Origin of the sequence: Ruminococcus sp. (assembly GCF_045129435.1) — a bacterium.
Lineage (GTDB): Bacteria > Bacillota > Clostridia > Oscillospirales > Acutalibacteraceae > Ruminococcoides.
The window spans coordinates 1-16,783 of record NZ_JBGVJL010000188.1 but is presented as its reverse complement, the minus strand read 5'-3'; the positions used below and the strand labels follow the sequence as shown (position 1 = coordinate 16,783).

Sequence of the window (16,783 nt, the reverse complement as noted above, 5' to 3'; positions counted from 1 at the left end):
AAACAGCCTGTTCCTGTTAAACCAGACAGGTCTTTTAATCGACCAATTTTTTCTCATCAGCGAAAAGTATCTTGTCCTAAATATGCCATTTGATTTTATACGGGGTAAATGCCACAACTTTTCTTAAGTTGTTGGCATTGTAGTGGCAATAGCCTCTTCAATGCACTTGCGGTGCTCTTTTGCAATAACCGCACTGCTCTTTGATGACTTCAAAACTGCGTTTGAGTTAAGATTGATAAAGAGTGTGTCGCCATATGAGAAGTAGTAGTCGCCTGTTGCACTTGTTACACCGTAATCGGTAACATTAGGATTGTTAAAGTGCCACTGCATATTAGGAACATCACAATCGTGGTTACCTGCTGTTGTAGCGATTGAATAGTTACGGAGAGTCTGTGGATACATAAAGCCTGCATACTGGTCAAACTCAAGATTTCCGTCAATCTGGTCGCCCATACTGTAGATAAACGCTGCATCCCCTGCTTTTGCTGTAGCAAGGTTAAGGGTATTTACCCAACGCTGTGTGTCAGCCTCTGAGCCGCCTACACCGATACCTATCTGTGGGTCGCCTACCGCAATAAACTTAAAGCCGTCTGTTGCGTCAACATTTCTATAGTCCTCAGGCTCACTCCACTCGCCGTCATCTACTCTGTAGCGATACTGGTAATTTGTGCCATTTTTAAGATTTTTAGCTGTAAACTAAGTTTGTTTTTTGTCAGATACAGTCGATAAGGCAACATCAAAAAAGCAGAAGACTGCACGTTTGCAATCTCCTGCTTTTAATTAATTCAGCGATTATTATATTTTAGCATTAAACTTCTGCCGCAATCTTCTGAATTTCAGTTGCGTCAAAAATTGAAATTACTCCGTCGCCGTTTACATCTGCCGAAATTTTCTGTTTTTCACTTAATTCAACCAATTCGGCAAGATATATCTGTATTTCGGTTGCATCAGCTACATTTACTACACCGTCACCGTTTACGTCACCTTTGATTGCAGGATGACTCAGATAAGCAATTTCGCTTCTTGAAATTCCTCCGAAGTCATCTCTTGCTTCAACGTACCAGCCGCCGGTTTCTCCGTCTGTACGGTTCCAAACAGCGTTTACGGTTGAACCGCTTTCAACTCCGTTGATTTCGGCAATTACATCGCTGTGGTAGAGATTTACCGACAGGCTGTCTGATGAGAGCGTTTTCTGCTTTGACTCAATTCCAAGCTCTGCAAACGGGATTTCAAAGCTTTCAAGTGAGTCGTCCATTGCTCCCGAATGATAGCTGTTCTCGGAGGGCGAATAGGTTTTTACGGTTATTTTCTGATTTTCAAGCGAGAAGTGCATAAGTCGCATATATCCTCTGCCGCCTTCATCAAGTGCCTGATAGTCAAACAACATCTGATACACACTGCGGTCATTCACTCCGTCGCCGTTATCATCAAACTGATCCACTCTTGTTGCGGCACTGTGGTAGTGTCCCGAAAGCACCATACATACATTCGGATTCTTTGCAACAACCTCATCGTATATTCTCTGCGGCTGTTCGCCGAAGCCTTTAGTTGTGAGGAGATATTCGTGGAAGTTTAGAATTGCTTTACGCTCGGGGTACTGTGCAAGAACATCGTTCATCCACTCGATTTCTTCGTCATAAATTCCCCAGCCCATATATACCATTATGAAATCAATTCCGCCTGCGCTGATTAAGTCGTAGTGACCTTTGTTATCCTTGTAGCTTCCGCCGTACCAAGGATTTGAGGAATACCTGCTCTCGCCGAAATATGTGCAGTAGTTTGAATAGTCCTCGTCCTTATGGCTTACGTCGTGATTACCTGCAAGAACTCCGTACGGGAAGTTTGCGTCATCAAGCTTTTTATATGCCGCATCAGCATTTTCCCATTCGTACGTCTGGTCAAAGTCGTCGATTATATCGCCGTTATGGAAAAGATACTGAATATTCATTCTCGGTCTGTTTGCAATAAGCCAGTCGTGAATATTAACCTGATGTCTGTAAATATCTGTGAGGTTTTCGTTATAGTACTGTGTGTCGGACTCGACTGCAAAGGTAAAGTCGTAGAGGTTTCTGTCGAGGTCCTCTGCATTTTCCGTTGTGATTTCCTTGTTGTCAGTCGGATTTGCCGGTGTTCCTGCTTCATATGAGGTCGGAGTGTATCCCTCTCCGTTCTGCACCATCAGTCTGAGTTTGCCGTTGTTAAGATATTTTTCTCCCTCAAATTCACTGCTGATTGTTACGTTTCCGTTTTCATCTGCCTTTACAAATGTTATTTTATCCCATTTGCCGTCAGCATTTTGCACATAAAGGCTGATTTTTGCATTCTCGTCTGATGTTCCGTTCCAGCTTACTCCGATAATGTCGTCTGTTTTTGACACTCCGTTTGTTTCAAGCTCATAAGTAAGAGTAGGATAGCCGTTCAGTGTTGATACTGTTGTTTCGCTGTTATAGCTTTCGGGTTCTTTACCGGTTGTGTCTGAAACGCCTGACTTAACGCTGATTTCACCGTTTGCAGTCGAGAAGGTGTCGCCCTTTTTGAATACAACCATCATAACGTCGTTTGTCGGGTCATTGACTGTTGCTGTCAGCGTGGGATTTTTTGCACCGTTGTCAGAAAGATTTACCGCCTTTTCGGGGTTTTCCTTCGGTGTTGTGAACACAACGGTTTTTTCGGCTTTGTTGCCTACAATATCGGTTGCTGTCAGTACAAGCGTATGTTCTCCGCTTGCAAGTGATTTTGACGAAAAGCTGTAGGGAAGATTAATCTTTTCTCCGTCGAGCGTTGCCGTAAATTCACTTATTCCCGAGCCGTTATCAACTGCCGAGGCTGTAATCTCGTTATTTCCCTTGTACTGCTTCGGCTCAATATTTGTTGTAATTTCAGGTCTTGTGTTGTCAACATTTACGTTTACCGTTTTTGTTTCAGAACCGTCCGATAAAGAAACCGTATGCTGACCGTTGTTTGTTTCGGCTGTGTTCCAGCTATACGAAACGCCCGTATATGCTGAATCAGGAGCAGTAAATTCTGCGTCGAGAATTTCAATTTTGCCTGTGCTGTCTCCCATTTTAATTTCCGTATCGGGACTGCTGTATTTTTCTGTTCTCAAAGTAAGACCGTTGGGCAGAATAAGTCTGATATTCTTTACAACAAAGTCGTCGTTGTTTTCCTCATTATGCTCAAGAGGATTTGCCTTGTTGCCTGCGTGAATTGAAATTGTGAGAGGCTCGCCCTTGGTAAAGTAGCTTGTTGAAATCGGATAAGCTATTGTCTGCCAGCTGTCATATGTGCCGTCGTCAAAAATTCCGATTACATCGTTGCCGATTGCTACAGCGTTCTTAAAGAAGGTATCCGTCTGTGAAGTTTCAAAAACGAACATTGCGTCCTTGCTGAGCGAGGGCTTTGTCTTTTCGGTTACGTCGTTTCCGTCAATCGAAAGCTTAATTTCACTTCCGTTTTCCGACGAACCTATAACAAGTGTATCTCTTGAAATCTGCTGATTTTCAGCAAGGTTAAGTGTGAGATTTTCTTCTGACAGATTTGTTGAAAAGATTGTCTTTTCTTCTGTTGAAACCTTGTTCACACCGTCGCTCACCGTAAAGTAATAGGTATAGCTTTTCTTGCCTGTAAGGTCAACGGAGAGAACATCTTTGCCGAACTCGTCGCCGTTTTCACGCAGGAGATTATATCTTTCAAAATCCTGCATTGTGTTGTCTTTTATATAAAGCTCAACAGTTTTTACGGGAACATTGTCGGGTTGTGCGGTAAGTGAAAATCTTAAATTGCTTCCACCGTCAAAGGAGTCAGGAGTGTTGTCGGTAAGCACGGGCGGATTTTCGGGTTTTACTGTTTTTGCAGCCATTTCAGGCTTTTCATCTTCTGTAACCGTTCCGGGTGTGGGGTCAGAAGCATTTGAAACCATATTCATCTCGCCTGTGTAAACATCAAGCATATATTTAATTGACTTGTCTGCTGTTGTATCGTCAGCACCGCCTTTGTTGTAAAGAACATAGTTCAGCTCATCCTTTACATTTGAGGTAATCTTAACGCCTCTTGCGTCGCTGTTAGCCATACCTCCGCTGTATATTTCAACAAGGCTTTCATTCATCACAAGGTTTGTATTGAATTTAGCGTTGAAGTCATCAATTGTAAGGCTGTTATTATTACCGTTTTTAATCCAGAATACAAGCGCCTTGCCTGCGGGAATGACAACCTTTGACGGAGTGCTTTCCCAGAGTGCGTCGGTTGCGCTGTCGGGATAGTTGTAATAGATTTTGTAGTCGCTGAAATCTATATCTTCATCACTGTTATTATAGATTTCAATAAACTCATAGGCATCCGAGCCGTTAATATTACTGCTGTCGGGAAGAATTTCGGTAACAACAAGCGGTGAAATGTTATTTTCAAGCTCGCCCTCTGCAAACACCGTTACGTCCTTTTTGTCAGTAGTAAAGGTTGTAACTCCGTCATATACACTTGCATAGCATGAAAAGGATTTGAGATTTGCAAGCTCGCTGTATGAAATTTCAGCATTGATTCCGCTTTCCGTTTTTGTAAAGGGATATGACTTTTCACCGTTTTCCGAAGCGATAACAAGCTCTGCTTTCAGTGCTCTGTTACTGCCTGAAACAGTCAGTGAAGGTTTAAAGCTTTCCCCGAAAAGCACCTTATCTGTACAATTGAGTTCAGCCGATAAATCCGAAGGATTTGTAAAGGCAAACGTTTCGGAAGGTTTTTGATTATCCTCAACAACCGAGGGGTTTGCGTCTGTTTCATAGCCGAGTCGGGTTTCATTGACGTTGCCGTTTTCGTAAGCAAAAGTAATTCCCTTCTTCAGCTTTACCTTTTTTACATCGCCGTCATTGTACTCTATGTGGGAGAGCACTTCACCGAGCGGTGTGCGGATTTCAAGACTTCTTGCCTTTGAGTTGTGAAGTCCTCCGCACTGGATTGTACCGAGGTTTTCACCCATAACAAGGTCTGTTCCGTAGTACGAGTTAAAATCTGATTGTGTAAGCTCATTGTTGGAGCCGTTGAGCACCCACAAAACAATACTACCGCCTGCACTAACTGTCAGGTCGCTCTGGTCGGGAGTCCAGAGCGTATCGCTGTTGGTGTAGGAATAGTGAATTTCATAATCACTTAACTTAATGTCCGAATTACTTGAATTGAAAATTTCAAGGTATTCGTATGCGTCAGCTCCGCTTACATTGTCGGTGTCGGGTACAATCTCCGTAAAAATAAGAGGAGTGCCGCTGACGCTTTCGGTATCAGCCGCATAAACTGCAGTTGTTGCCGCACCTGATAAAGAAATGGTAAGAGCCATTACAGATGCAATAATTCTTGAACTGATTTTACTGTGTGCTTTCTTCATAAAATTATCCTTTCTTAATTTATTAATACCTTTATAAAACACAATTGTAAAATCGCATCCTCACTTTTCATCTTATTTATGTAAATTAATGTTTAATTTATGTTATCAAGGCGTTTGCGTCTGCGTGACAAAAACATTGATGATATGAATGCTACAAACGGAACGGTGAGAATTACTCCCAGAGTTGCCGAAATTCCCTGTATTATCTCAATACCGATTGAATACATATTCAGCACCTGATAGTAGCTGTAATTGTAGCTGTAAATATATACGAGAGTGTTTATTGAACTGCCTGTAAAAGCGAGAATAATCTTGATTTTCTTGACTTTAGCTTTAGTGAACTTGATTATGAGTTCATCTATGATGTCGGTGTACTTACCTCGTGAAATGAGATCGTTTCTCAAATCAATCAGACTATTGATAACAACTCTGCGTTCCTCTGCTGTAAGGTAAATATGATATTTAGCTCTCATAATTAAAACTCTGGTTTCAGAATAATTCAGCGGGCAATTCTTCTACCATTTTTCTACCAAAATTATACCAAAATGATTTTACATTATCATCTATACTATTATGCAGGGGTATCTGATTTCCAAACAGAAAACAGGATATAAAACTATATAACGTCACAAGTGATTAGATAACATTTGATTAAATCCCCATTCCGCTTCAAGTCCTTCTGCCCCTGCCACTCAAAAACGGCTTAAACACTGCGTTTAAGCCGTTTTTTGATATATTTTTATATTCGGAGCACGGTTTGATTTTCCGCTTTTGACACTTATTTCAGGCATCAAAATGTTCAACCAGTGCTAATAGTTCCAACGTTTCCGTCTGCTACATCATCAAAATAGGGTATTCACCCGACACCCAGTTTACAGAGAGGAAAAGCTCCTCCACCTGTTCTTTTGTAAAAATCTTTTCTTCTGTATATTTAACTTCCATATTACTCCTTATTATAATCACATTTTTTGCATTGAATTAGTGCGTTTTCGCTGTCATCACGATGATAAGCACCTGCCCATTTACATATATTCTGCAAAATCGGCACTACGGATTTTCCTTTTTCAGTAAGGCAATATTCCACTCTTGGCGGAATTTCATCATAAGATTTTCTCTCCACAATGCCGTCTGCCATCAGTTCTTTAAGCGTTGAGGCAAGCACAGCGTCGGTTATGTTTCCCATTGATTTTCTGAGCATACTATAGCGAAGCGTACCGCTTTCGGCAAGCACACAGATTATTCTTGACTTCCATTTTCCGCCGAAAACCTGCAATCCGTATTCAAGCGGACAGCGTATATCCTTTTCTAATTTATGCTGATACATTTTATTCAACTCCCGATAATTCCGTATGCACAGTAAAGCAAAAATAAACCAAGAACTATGTTGCATACCTTAAAATGTGCAGTATAGAATTTCTGTAATTTAAGCCCCAGAAAAGCCCATGTCATAGTGGCACTGCAGCCTATAAAAATTACAAATAATCCCATAAGCACTATATAAATTAATGATTGAAAATACGGTACTATATACACAGACAGCAGGGTTGTGCAATAAAAATATATTTTTACATTTACAAGCTGCATAAAAAATCCTGTAGCAAAATTTGCCTTTTTCTCACTCGTCCGATTTTCCGCTTTACTTAGCATTATGTGTATTGCAAGCCACACAAGATATACTGCACCTGCGTATTTTATGTACTTCATTGCTCCTTCAAGATACACACTTAAAAAGTACACCGCTGCGGTGCAGATGTATTGCACTGCAAAGTAGCCTAAACCTATTCCAAAAATAAGCTGTTTTCCCTTTTTCCAACCATAATTCATCATTGTGTTAAGTGCAAGAATATTACCGGGACCCGGTGTAAATGAGCTTACAAGCATATATCCGAGCATCAAAGTAAGTGTTGCTGTCGGCATAATTTACCTCCATAATATTATAGCATAAGTATACAGAAATTACTGTACAAATACAAGTTACTATTAAATTTATTAGTGACTAATAAATTGACTTATATCTTACAATTTTAAAGTCAATTTCGTATAATGAGTGCAAGCTCAATGAGCAAAACAAATTGGAGGTTTTTATTTATGAAAGTAAACGCTTATCTTGAAATTACAATGAAAATCAGCGAGAAAAATCGCCCTGCCGCCGCAAAGGTATATTCAGACTACCGTCAGCCGTTCCTTGATACAATAAACGGTGCACTTACAAAAAATCTTCTTGTTCGTGAAGATGATGTACAGGTACTCCATGGCTTTGATTCAGTAGAAAACGCTCAGGCTTACCTTTCAAGCGAGCTTTTTCAGAACGATGTTTTTGTTGGCTTAAAGCCATTATGGGACGCTGATCCGGAAGTAAGAATTTACACAGTAGCATAATCTTCAAAAAATACTATCTCACCATTTTTCAAAAGCAAGCCGCACCCGATTTTACACAGGTGCGGTTTGTTGTTATTCTATAAAGTCATCAATTTCTGCATAAACCTTTTTTGAATTGATTGCAATTTTCTTTGTGCCAAAGCACACAAAAGCAAGTCAAAGTTTACACAAAATGAAAGTTTTATAAAATTTCTTGCAAAATTATTAAAATTAAAATTTTTGTGCTTGAATTTACCTATAATAAAATATTTTTAAATCACAGCTGATTTTTTTGCAAAAATCTATTGACAAACGGCAAAAATAAGGCTATAATTCAACTTGTAAAGTAAGTTTCCGGAAAACTTCTTAATTTATTGTTAATTTCAAAATGAATATTTCAGAACAAAGAGGTTCACTTTATTTTTGATAAATTTGCAATTTAATTTTATTTTCCTGCAAATTTCAAAGATACGGTGAACCTTGTTTTTATTCAATCGGTTTATGTGGAGGTTTTAAAAATGGATGCAGGAAATATCAGTTTTATGCTGATTTGCTCGGCCCTAGTGTTCCTTATGACACCCGGTCTTGCAATGTTTTACGGCGGACTTGTTCGCAAAAAGAATGTAGTAAACACAATGATGACTTCAATTTTCATCATCGGCACAGGCATTGTAATGTGGGTACTCTTTGGATACTCACTCTCCTTTGCTCCAAGCTCAAACGGTATTATCGGCGACCTCAGTTGGATAGGACTTGAGGGCGTATCACTTACCGAAGGCTACACAGAGGATGCAGCTATTCCTAATATGGTATTCTGCGGATTTCAGATGATGTTTGCCGTAATCACTCCTGCTCTTATCACAGGTGCGGTTGCCGGCAGAATGAAGTTTAAATCACTCTTTGTGTTCATCATTCTCTGGTCTTTACTTGTTTATTATCCTCTCGCTCATATGGTGTGGGCAGACGGCGGACTTCTTGGTCTTGACGGTATCGGTGCTCTCGACTTTGCCGGCGGCGATGTTGTTCACATCAGCTCCGGTGTATCGGCACTTGTTCTTTGCATTATTCTTGGCAAGCGTCACGATTACGAACACGCTAACTACAGAATTCACAACATTCCGACAGTTGTTCTCGGTGCATCTCTCCTCATGTTCGGTTGGTTCGGTTTTAACGCCGGCTCTGCTCTTGAGGCAAACGGACTTTCGGCTCACGCATTTATGACAACAGCAGTTTCCGCTGCCGCAGCAATCCTATCTTGGATGTTCTGCGATGTTATCAAAAACAAAAAGCCTACACTTATCGGTGCAAGCACAGGTATGGTTGCAGGTCTTGTAGGTATTACTCCGGGTGCCGGATTTGTACCAATTTGGGCTGCGGTAATTATAGGTCTTACAACAAGCCCTGTTTGCTACCTTATGATTTCATTCGGCAAAAAGAAATTTGGATTTGATGACGCACTTGACGCATTCAGCTGTCACGGCACAGGCGGTATCTGGGGCGGACTTCTTACAGGTGTATTCTCAAGCACAGCTATTAACGCCGACGCAGGCAACGGACTTATTTACGGTGAATTTGCTCAGTTCGGTGCACAGGCTTTGGGTATTGGCATCACACTTGTAATCGCAGTTGTCGGCACTCTTGTATGCTACGGCATCACAAGAATTGTTACAGGCAAAATCAGAGTAAGCACTCGTGACGAAATGCTCGGTCTTGACATTACACAGCACGGTGAGTCAGCATATCCGTCATTTAACGGTCTTGATAACTAACGGAGGATTAATATGGATAACAACGAATGTCAGCTTATTAAAATTGAAGCTGTTGTACGAGAGGAAATGTTCCTCGATGTAAAAAAGGCACTTATGGATATTGGCGTAAACGGAATTACCGCCTATCAGGTAGTCGGCTGCGGCATTCAGCGTGGTATGTCCGAATATGTCAGAGGTCAGAAGGTTGATGTGCAGGTTTTGCCGAAAATCAAGTTTGAAATTGTGGTTTCATCTGAGGAATGGGAAGCAAAAACCATTGAAGCCATTAAGAAAACCGCATTTACGGGTAATCCTGGTGACGGTAAAATTTTCACCTACTACTTAAAGCAGGCTGTTAAAATTCGTACAGGGGAAACCGGCTATGATGCAATCCAGACACCTAACTTTGATGACTAATAATACTATTACCCATTAATTTACCCATTGGATTAAAAATCTTTCTATAAACAATTCTAAACAAAACATCCCCAAAGCCTGCAAACTTTGGGGATGTTTTGTTGTGTAAATACTGGCTCTGTTTTTAATATTGTGATAGCATTGATAAATTATGGTTTAGCAGAAAGTTTCGGATAAATAACAAAAAATTTAGGTCGAGCCTTTTTAAAGGCTTGACCTAAATTTCTTTTTCCGAGTAGAAAGCATAGGCAATCTCAATACTTTTAACTCCCGACCGTTGCTAAGTTGTTGTCTGGAACAAGAAAATTATTAATTTTGCAAGCTATCTTCTTATAATAAAATATTCATAAAAGGCTCGGGGCAGTATTCGATTTGAATACTGCCCTTTGCAAACTATTATTTAGAGTTGATTATGAAACTTGTTGTCTGATTAATCATACAAGAGTCTTGAGATAATCGCTGATCTCTTTTTCTGTGGTCATTGCAAGCACCTTTTCAGCGACCTTGTCTGCCTCTGCCTTTGACCAGGTAGAAATTGTTTTTCTTACCTTTAAAACTGACGGTGCAGATACACTGAACTCTGTGAGTCCAAATGACATAAGCAATGGCACCATCATTGGGTTAGCCGCTGCCTCACCGCACATACCGACAGGAATATTATTCTTGTTCGCACAATCAATAATATACTTAATGCCTCTGAGCACACTCGGCTGCAACGGCGAATACAGATACGCAACATCATCATTGCCTCTGTCGCAAGCCATTGTGTAGCCTGTGAGGTCATTTGTACCGATGCTGAAAAAGTCTGATTCCTGAGCAAGAATATCGGCAATCATTACCGCCGCCGAGGTTTCTGTCATAATACCGACAGGAATATTTTCGTTAAAGTCTATTCCCTCTTTTCTGAGTTCAGACTTAACCTCTTCTACAAGAGCCTTGCCCTCTCTAAGCTCCTCAACTGCTGTGATAAGCGGGAACATAATTCTGATGTCACCAAAAGCACTTGCTCGAACTATTGCACGAAGCTGTGTTTTGAACAAATCTTTGTTTTTAAGGCAATATCTGATTGCTCTGAAGCCCAAGAAAGGATTTTCCTCCTTTTTGAGTCCGAGATAAGGAATTTCCTTGTCACCGCCAATGTCGAGAGTTCTGATAATTACAGGCTTGCCCTTTAAGGTGAGTGCAGCCTTTTTGTAAGCGTCAAACTGCTCGTCCTCTGTAGGCAAAGCGGTTCTGTCCATAAATAAAAATTCCGTTCTGAAAAGACCTACACCCTCGCCGTCTGCTTCAACCGCCTTTATAGCGTCCTCAGGCTTGCCGATATTGCAGAAAAGCTCGTATTCCTCACCGCTTAAAGCTTTTGTAGCCTTACCCCTAAAGTTTTCAAGTTCTTTGCGTTCTTTGAGGAAATTAATTCTCTTTGTATTGTATTCTTGAATAACAGCATCGTCCGGCTCGTCAATTACAACGCCCTCGCTGCCGTCAACAATTACATATGCACCTGCCGAAAGCTTTGATACTGCACCGCTCACGCTGAGTACAGCCGGAATTTCAAGTGTTCTTGCAAGGATTGCCGAATGAGAGGTTTTACCTCCGGTTTCTGTGATAATGCCTACGATATTTTCCTTGTTAATGCCTGCTGTCATAGACGGAGTAAGCTCTTTGGCAACAACTACTGTTCCCTTTGGAGCAGCCGAAAGCTTAACCTCTTTTACACCAAGCAAAATGCTTAACATACTTGTTTTTAAGTCCTTTACATCGGCAGCTCTCTGCTGTGTAAGCTCGTCATCTGTTGCAGAAAACATTGTGATAAACATATCACACATATACTCAAGTGCCGCCTCTGCACATTGACCGTTGTCAATAAGCTTTTCAATTTCACCGCACATATACGGGTCTTTCATCATCTGAATGTGACCCTCAAGAATTTCTGCCTCTTTTTCGCCTGCCGAGTCCTTTAAAGCCTCTGCCTGAGCCGCTGTATTGTCACAAAATATTTTAACTGCATTTCTGAAACGCTCAACCTCTGCTTCGGTGTCAGTAACAGTTACATTATTGTATTCAAGCTTTGTTTCTTCTATAATCATTACTCTTCCGAGTCCGATTCCCTCGGAAGCGGGTGTTCCGTGCAACATAACTTCACCTGCTTTCAATTTTTAGAAAGAAAGCGTGCCACAAGACACGCTCTCAGATTTTACAATTTATTCGCCAAGTCCGCTTTCGATAAGCTCAACTGCTTTTGCAAGAGCCTCTTCTTCGTCAGGACCGTTACATTCTACTACAAATTCGCTGCCGCACTTAATGCAAGCTGCAATAATATTTAAAAGACTTTTTGCATTGATTTTGTTTGAATTAAAATCAATAGTAACATCACTCTGGAATTTTGCCATAGCTGTTGCAAATACTGATGCGGGACGCATATGAAAACCTGATGCGTTATTTAATGTAAGCTTTTTTGATACCATAATAATTAACTCCTTTGTATAATAGTTTTTGTTGGGCAGGGAGGTTTAATCCCTGCCCGAATTAAGTTTATTTTATCATATTTTAAGAAAGAATGGAAGATTTTTTGTGAAAATTATTTAACTTTTTTTACTTCTTTGTCAAGTGGCTTTTTAAGAAGTGCAAGCATAAACATACCGATTACCGAGCCTACTGCAAGAGCAACGAAGTAAAGAAGTGGGTTGCCGATTGTTGCCACTACGAAGATACCGCCGTGAGGAGCCATAAGAGTACAGCCAAATACTGCTGAAAGAGCACCTGCTACTGCTGAACCTACGATACAGCTTGGAATAACCTGAAGTGGGTGACCTGCTGCGTATGGAATAGCACCCTCAGTTACGAATGAAAGACCCATAATGTAGTTTACTGTTGCGTTCTTTCTCTCGTCCTCTGTCCATCTGTTCTTGAAGAATGTGTTTGAAAGAGCGATTGCGATTGGAGGAACCATACCGCCAACCATTACGGCTGCCATAATCATATATGAAGCCTGTGTGCCTGATGAAAGAGCACCTGTTGCGAATACATAAGCTGCCTTGTTGAATGGGCCGCCCATATCAATAGCCATCATAGCTGCGAGAAGTGCACAAAGTGGAATCATAAGTGCTTCGTTGCTTGCCATTGCGTTGAGTGCGTTTGTCATACCTGTGTTGATTGCACCCATAATCGGGTTTACAGCACACATCATAACGCCAACCATACCAAGACCGGCAAGCGGATAAATCAATACTGGTTTAATACCTTCGAGTGAAGCAGGCATCTTGTCACAAAGCTTTTCAAGACCAAGGAGGAGGTAACCGCCTGCAAAACCAGCGAGCAAACCACCGAGGAAGCCTGAAGGAACATCGCCGCCCGGAGCTGCAAATGTAGCACCTGATGTGGCAAGGAAACCACCGACAAGACCAACAAGAAGACCTGGGCGGTCAGCTATTGACATTGCAATAAAGCCTGCAAGAATCGGAACCATTACATTGAATGCAACACCGCCGATTGTCTTAAACCAAGCTGCAACTTCGTTTACTGTACCGAAATCTGCCGAACCTGCGTTACCTGCGATTGTATCAATAAGGAATGCGATTGCGATAAAAATACCGCCGCCAACAACGAACGGAAGCATATGAGATACACCGTTCATAAGGTGTTTGTAAAGCTGTCTGCCAATGCTTTCGTTGCCGCTTGAGGAGCTGTCCTCTTTACTGTGTGAATGTGAATGGAATACAGGAGCTTCTCCGTTTACGATCTTATTAATAAGCTCTTCCGGTTTATGAATACCGTCTGCAACCTTTGTAGAGAAAACAGGTTTTCCGTCAAAACGAGCTGTTTCTACATTTTTATCTGCGGCAATAATGATACCGTCACAATTCTTAATTTCTTCTGCTGTAAGTACATTTTTTGCACCGCCTGAGCCGTTTGTTTCTACCTTAATGGTAATGCCCATTTTTTCGCCTGCCTTAACAAGTGCTTCGGCAGCCATATATGTGTGTGCAATACCTGTTGGACAAGCTGTAACTGCAAGAACTCTGTAACCACTCTTTTGTGGAGCAGGAGCGGCAGGCTCTTCAGGGAATTTTTCTCTTTCCTTAGCGTCAATAATTGAAATAAATTCCTTAGGAGTTTTAGCAGCCTTTAGGTTTGCTGTGAAATCCTCGTGCATCAAAAGCTGCATAAGTCTTGCAAGCACTTCAAGGTGAACATCACCGTCTGTTGTAGCTGCTATCATAAAGATAAGCTTACAAGGCTGTCCGTCGGGTGCGTCATAATCAACGCCGTTTGGAACTGTGATTGCTGCAAGTGCAGGTGCTTTTACAGCTTCGCTCTTTGCGTGCGGAATAGCAACTTCCATACCGACTGCTGTTGTTCCAAGCTCTTCTCTTGCAAGGATTCCTTTCTTATACTCGGCTGCATCTTTAAGGTTTCCGCTCTTGTTGTGTAACGAAACAAGCTTGTCGATTGCTGCCTGTTTGTTTGCCACTGATACATTAAGCTCTATGGCACTTTGCTTTAATAAATCAGTAATACGCATAAATTTTTCTCCTTTTCAGTTTATTTATTTCTACCCACTCAGAACTGAGCGAGCAATTCATCAATTTTATCTTTGGTAGCAAGTCCTTTTAAAAATGCTGTTGCATTTCCGCAGGCACTGCCAAGCTTTAAAGCATAGGCGTAATCTTTTTTGTCAATGCAGCCGGCAACAAAACCGGCAACCATTGAGTCACCTGAACCAACTGTGTTTAGCACCTTATAGCCCTTGATAACGCCCTCTTTATGAACCTTTCCGTCCTCATCTACGAGCAATGCTCCGTCACCGCCTAATGAAACAAGAACATTTCTTGCACCCATTTCCTGCAGCTTCTGAGCATATTTAACTACATCGCTTTCCGTCTTAACAGATGTATCAAAAATCTCTGAAAGCTCCTGACGGTTTGGTTTAATTAAAAACGGTTTGTATTTTAACGAATTAACAAGTAATTTTTTTGTTGCGTCAACAACAATTCTTACATCCTTGCCCTCAAGTCTTTCGAGGATTCTTTCGTAAACATCATCAGGTAATGTATTCGGAATATTTCCGGCAACAATGAGCGTGTCACCGCTTTGAATGTTGTCAATTTTGTCAAACAGATTTAAAAGCTCTTCTTCATCAATATGTGGGCCCTGACAGTTGATTTCTGTTTCCTCGCCTGCCTTGATTTTTATATTGATTCTTGAAATTCCGCTTTTTAATGAAATAAAATCCGCTGTGATTTTAGGATTTTTAAGACCCTTTTCAATCGCCTCGCCTGTAAATCCTGCAACAAAACCAAGTGCTGTGCTTTTAATGCCAAGCTCTGCAAGTACACAAGAAACATTAATTCCTTTGCCGCCAATGTAATATTCCTCGCTTGTAGTTCTGTTTGTAATGCCTGTCTTTAGCTCATCAAGACGAACGATGTAATCAATTGATGGGTTTAGTGTAACTGTGTAAATCACTTCATAACCTCCTTGATTATTGTTTTTTCCGAAAACTCATCATACGGGAGTTTGTCGGTTATAATACAGCAGTCTTTAAGCTCTGCAAAGGTTATCGGAAAAACCTTTCTGAATTTGGTGTTGTCGGCAAGAACAAAGGACATATAGCTCCTTTTTATAACTTCCTCTTTGATCAAGCCCTCTTCCATATCAGGAGTGGTAAAGCCTGCATTTAATTCAATTCCGTTAGTACCCATAAAGGATTTTGTAAAATTAAATGTTTTAAGCGACCTAAGTCCCTCTGTACCTACAATAGCCTCGGTAGCGGGTTTGATTCTTCCGCCGATTGTGTAGGTGGTAAGTCCCTTTCTTATAAGCTTTTTTGCGTGGGTGATACCGTTGGTAACATAGGTTGCATTTTTATTTGTAATGTAATCTGTGAGAAGATCTGTGGTTGTGCCGGCATCTATATAAACAAAATCTGTATCATTGATAAGCTTTGCACAATAGATAGCGATTGCTTTCTTTTCATCGAGCATTATGCCTTCTCTTGACTCCACATCAGCCTCATATACGCCCGAAAGCTGATGAATTGAGGTTGCTCCACCAAAAACCTTATTAAGCTTGCCCATCTCGTCAAGTGTTGTGAGGTCACGCCTTATAGTTGACTCTGATGTATTCAAAAGCTTTGTAAGCTCCTGCACCGTAACGGTGTTTTTCTCGCTTAATATCTGAAGTATTGTCTGGTATCTTTCCTGTGTAAGCATTTCCCTCACCTCTTGACTATATTATAACACCTGTTTCGCCAAAGTCAAGCAAATTCTTTCAAAAAAGTTCATTAAATTTGAAATTCAGTTAGTTTATATCCAAGATTGCATATACTTTTGTGCATTTTAACAAACAAAATTGCTTTTGCAATTATTATCCAATCAAATTCAGTCATAAATCAATCAATAATACTCAAAAATATTCTATCCCGATTACAGTATTATTATTCCATTCAAACTTAAAATAAAACAAAAAGCTGTTTCAACTTTCTGTGTTGAAACAGCTTTGTAAATATAGCTTTATTTTTATTAAGATGCAAGCATTGTCTGAATTTTTGTAACATCTGCAACATCTATTTTGCCGTCACCGTTTGCGTCTGCCGCCTTTGTATTTTTAATAACTACAGAGCTGTTGCCTGCAAGGTACATCTGCAAATATGTTACATCGGCTACCGTAACCTTGCCGTCATTGTTTACATCACCGACAAGTACGGTTTCCTCCTGCAACGCTTTAAATGTAATTTTATTATTTGTTGCATAGGTTTGAGCCTGTGTATTTTTATAACCGTAAATTATAAATCCGTCAATAACTTTGTTGTTAGCAAGTCCAACAGCATAGCTGCCAATGTAAGTAACACTTTTTGGGATTGTGATTGATTTCATCGAAGAACAGTTTT

At 40.7% G+C, this 16,783-nt stretch carries 14 protein-coding genes; 3 read left to right on the top strand and 11 right to left on the bottom strand.

The window, feature by feature from the left end; all coding sequences use genetic code 11:
• Nucleotides 1-123 precede the first annotated feature (123 nt).
• The 5 genes from ACJMMI_RS08700 to ACJMMI_RS08680 form a co-directional block, all read right to left on the bottom strand.
• On the bottom strand, nucleotides 124-576 hold the full coding sequence (locus ACJMMI_RS08700) for a metallophosphoesterase (RefSeq protein WP_405354988.1): 453 nt from the start codon (nucleotides 574-576) through the stop codon (nucleotides 124-126).
• Nucleotides 577-808: 232 nt separating this feature from the next.
• Entirely contained in the window at nucleotides 809-5,371 is a 4,563-nt protein-coding gene (locus tag ACJMMI_RS08695; RefSeq protein WP_405354987.1) for a lamin tail domain-containing protein, read from the bottom strand.
• 92 nt (nucleotides 5,372-5,463) lie between these two features.
• A complete protein-coding gene (locus ACJMMI_RS08690) occupies nucleotides 5,464-5,844 on the bottom strand; it encodes a YibE/F family protein (protein WP_405354986.1) in 381 nt (126 codons plus the stop codon).
• Between the two features lie 470 nt (nucleotides 5,845-6,314).
• A complete protein-coding gene (locus tag ACJMMI_RS08685; protein ID WP_405354985.1) occupies nucleotides 6,315-6,695 on the bottom strand; it encodes a winged helix-turn-helix transcriptional regulator in 381 nt (126 codons plus the stop codon).
• Between the two features lie 5 nt (nucleotides 6,696-6,700).
• Complete coding sequence (locus ACJMMI_RS08680; protein WP_405354984.1) at nucleotides 6,701-7,288, bottom strand: LysE family transporter; 588 nt, start codon at nucleotides 7,286-7,288, stop codon at nucleotides 6,701-6,703.
• A 171-nt stretch (nucleotides 7,289-7,459) separates the two neighbouring features.
• On the opposite strand from ACJMMI_RS08680, the gene ACJMMI_RS08675 reads away from it, so the two are divergent.
• The 3 genes from ACJMMI_RS08675 to ACJMMI_RS08665 all read left to right on the top strand — a co-directional run bounded on the left by ACJMMI_RS08675 (nucleotide 7,460) and on the right by ACJMMI_RS08665 (nucleotide 9,894).
• On the top strand, nucleotides 7,460-7,750 hold the full coding sequence (locus ACJMMI_RS08675) for a hypothetical protein (protein ID WP_405354983.1): 291 nt from the start codon (nucleotides 7,460-7,462) through the stop codon (nucleotides 7,748-7,750).
• Between the two features lie 497 nt (nucleotides 7,751-8,247).
• Nucleotides 8,248-9,498 (top strand): ammonium transporter, encoded by a 1,251-nt coding sequence (locus ACJMMI_RS08670; protein WP_405354982.1) that lies wholly within the window; start codon nucleotides 8,248-8,250, stop codon nucleotides 9,496-9,498.
• Nucleotides 9,499-9,510: 12 nt separating this feature from the next.
• Nucleotides 9,511-9,894 (top strand): P-II family nitrogen regulator, encoded by a 384-nt coding sequence (locus ACJMMI_RS08665; RefSeq protein WP_405354980.1) that lies wholly within the window; start codon nucleotides 9,511-9,513, stop codon nucleotides 9,892-9,894.
• Nucleotides 9,895-10,328: 434 nt separating this feature from the next.
• Here ACJMMI_RS08665 and ptsP read toward each other — a convergent pair whose 3' ends face one another.
• The 6 genes from ptsP to ACJMMI_RS08635 all read right to left on the bottom strand — a co-directional run.
• Complete coding sequence (gene ptsP, locus ACJMMI_RS08660) at nucleotides 10,329-12,029, bottom strand: phosphoenolpyruvate--protein phosphotransferase (RefSeq protein WP_405354979.1); 1,701 nt, start codon at nucleotides 12,027-12,029, stop codon at nucleotides 10,329-10,331.
• Between the two features lie 66 nt (nucleotides 12,030-12,095).
• Nucleotides 12,096-12,359 carry an HPr family phosphocarrier protein gene (locus ACJMMI_RS08655; RefSeq protein WP_117705179.1) on the bottom strand — a complete coding sequence of 88 codons (264 nt, stop codon included), beginning with the start codon at nucleotides 12,357-12,359 and terminating at the stop codon, nucleotides 12,096-12,098.
• Between the two features lie 113 nt (nucleotides 12,360-12,472).
• Nucleotides 12,473-14,416: a fructose-specific PTS transporter subunit EIIC gene (locus tag ACJMMI_RS08650; RefSeq protein ID WP_405354978.1), complete on the bottom strand. Its 1,944-nt coding sequence runs from the start codon at nucleotides 14,414-14,416 to the stop codon at nucleotides 12,473-12,475.
• A gap of 38 nt (nucleotides 14,417-14,454) precedes the next feature.
• On the bottom strand, nucleotides 14,455-15,360 hold the full coding sequence (pfkB, locus tag ACJMMI_RS08645; RefSeq protein ID WP_405354976.1) for a 1-phosphofructokinase: 906 nt from the start codon (nucleotides 15,358-15,360) through the stop codon (nucleotides 14,455-14,457).
• A complete protein-coding gene (locus tag ACJMMI_RS08640) occupies nucleotides 15,357-16,106 on the bottom strand; it encodes a DeoR/GlpR family DNA-binding transcription regulator (RefSeq protein ID WP_405354974.1) in 750 nt (249 codons plus the stop codon). Before ACJMMI_RS08640 ends, pfkB begins: the two co-directional genes overlap by 4 nt.
• 309 nt (nucleotides 16,107-16,415) lie before the next feature.
• Nucleotides 16,416-16,783: dockerin type I domain-containing protein (locus ACJMMI_RS08635; RefSeq protein ID WP_405354973.1), on the bottom strand; the 368-nt coding region annotated here is incomplete at its 5' end.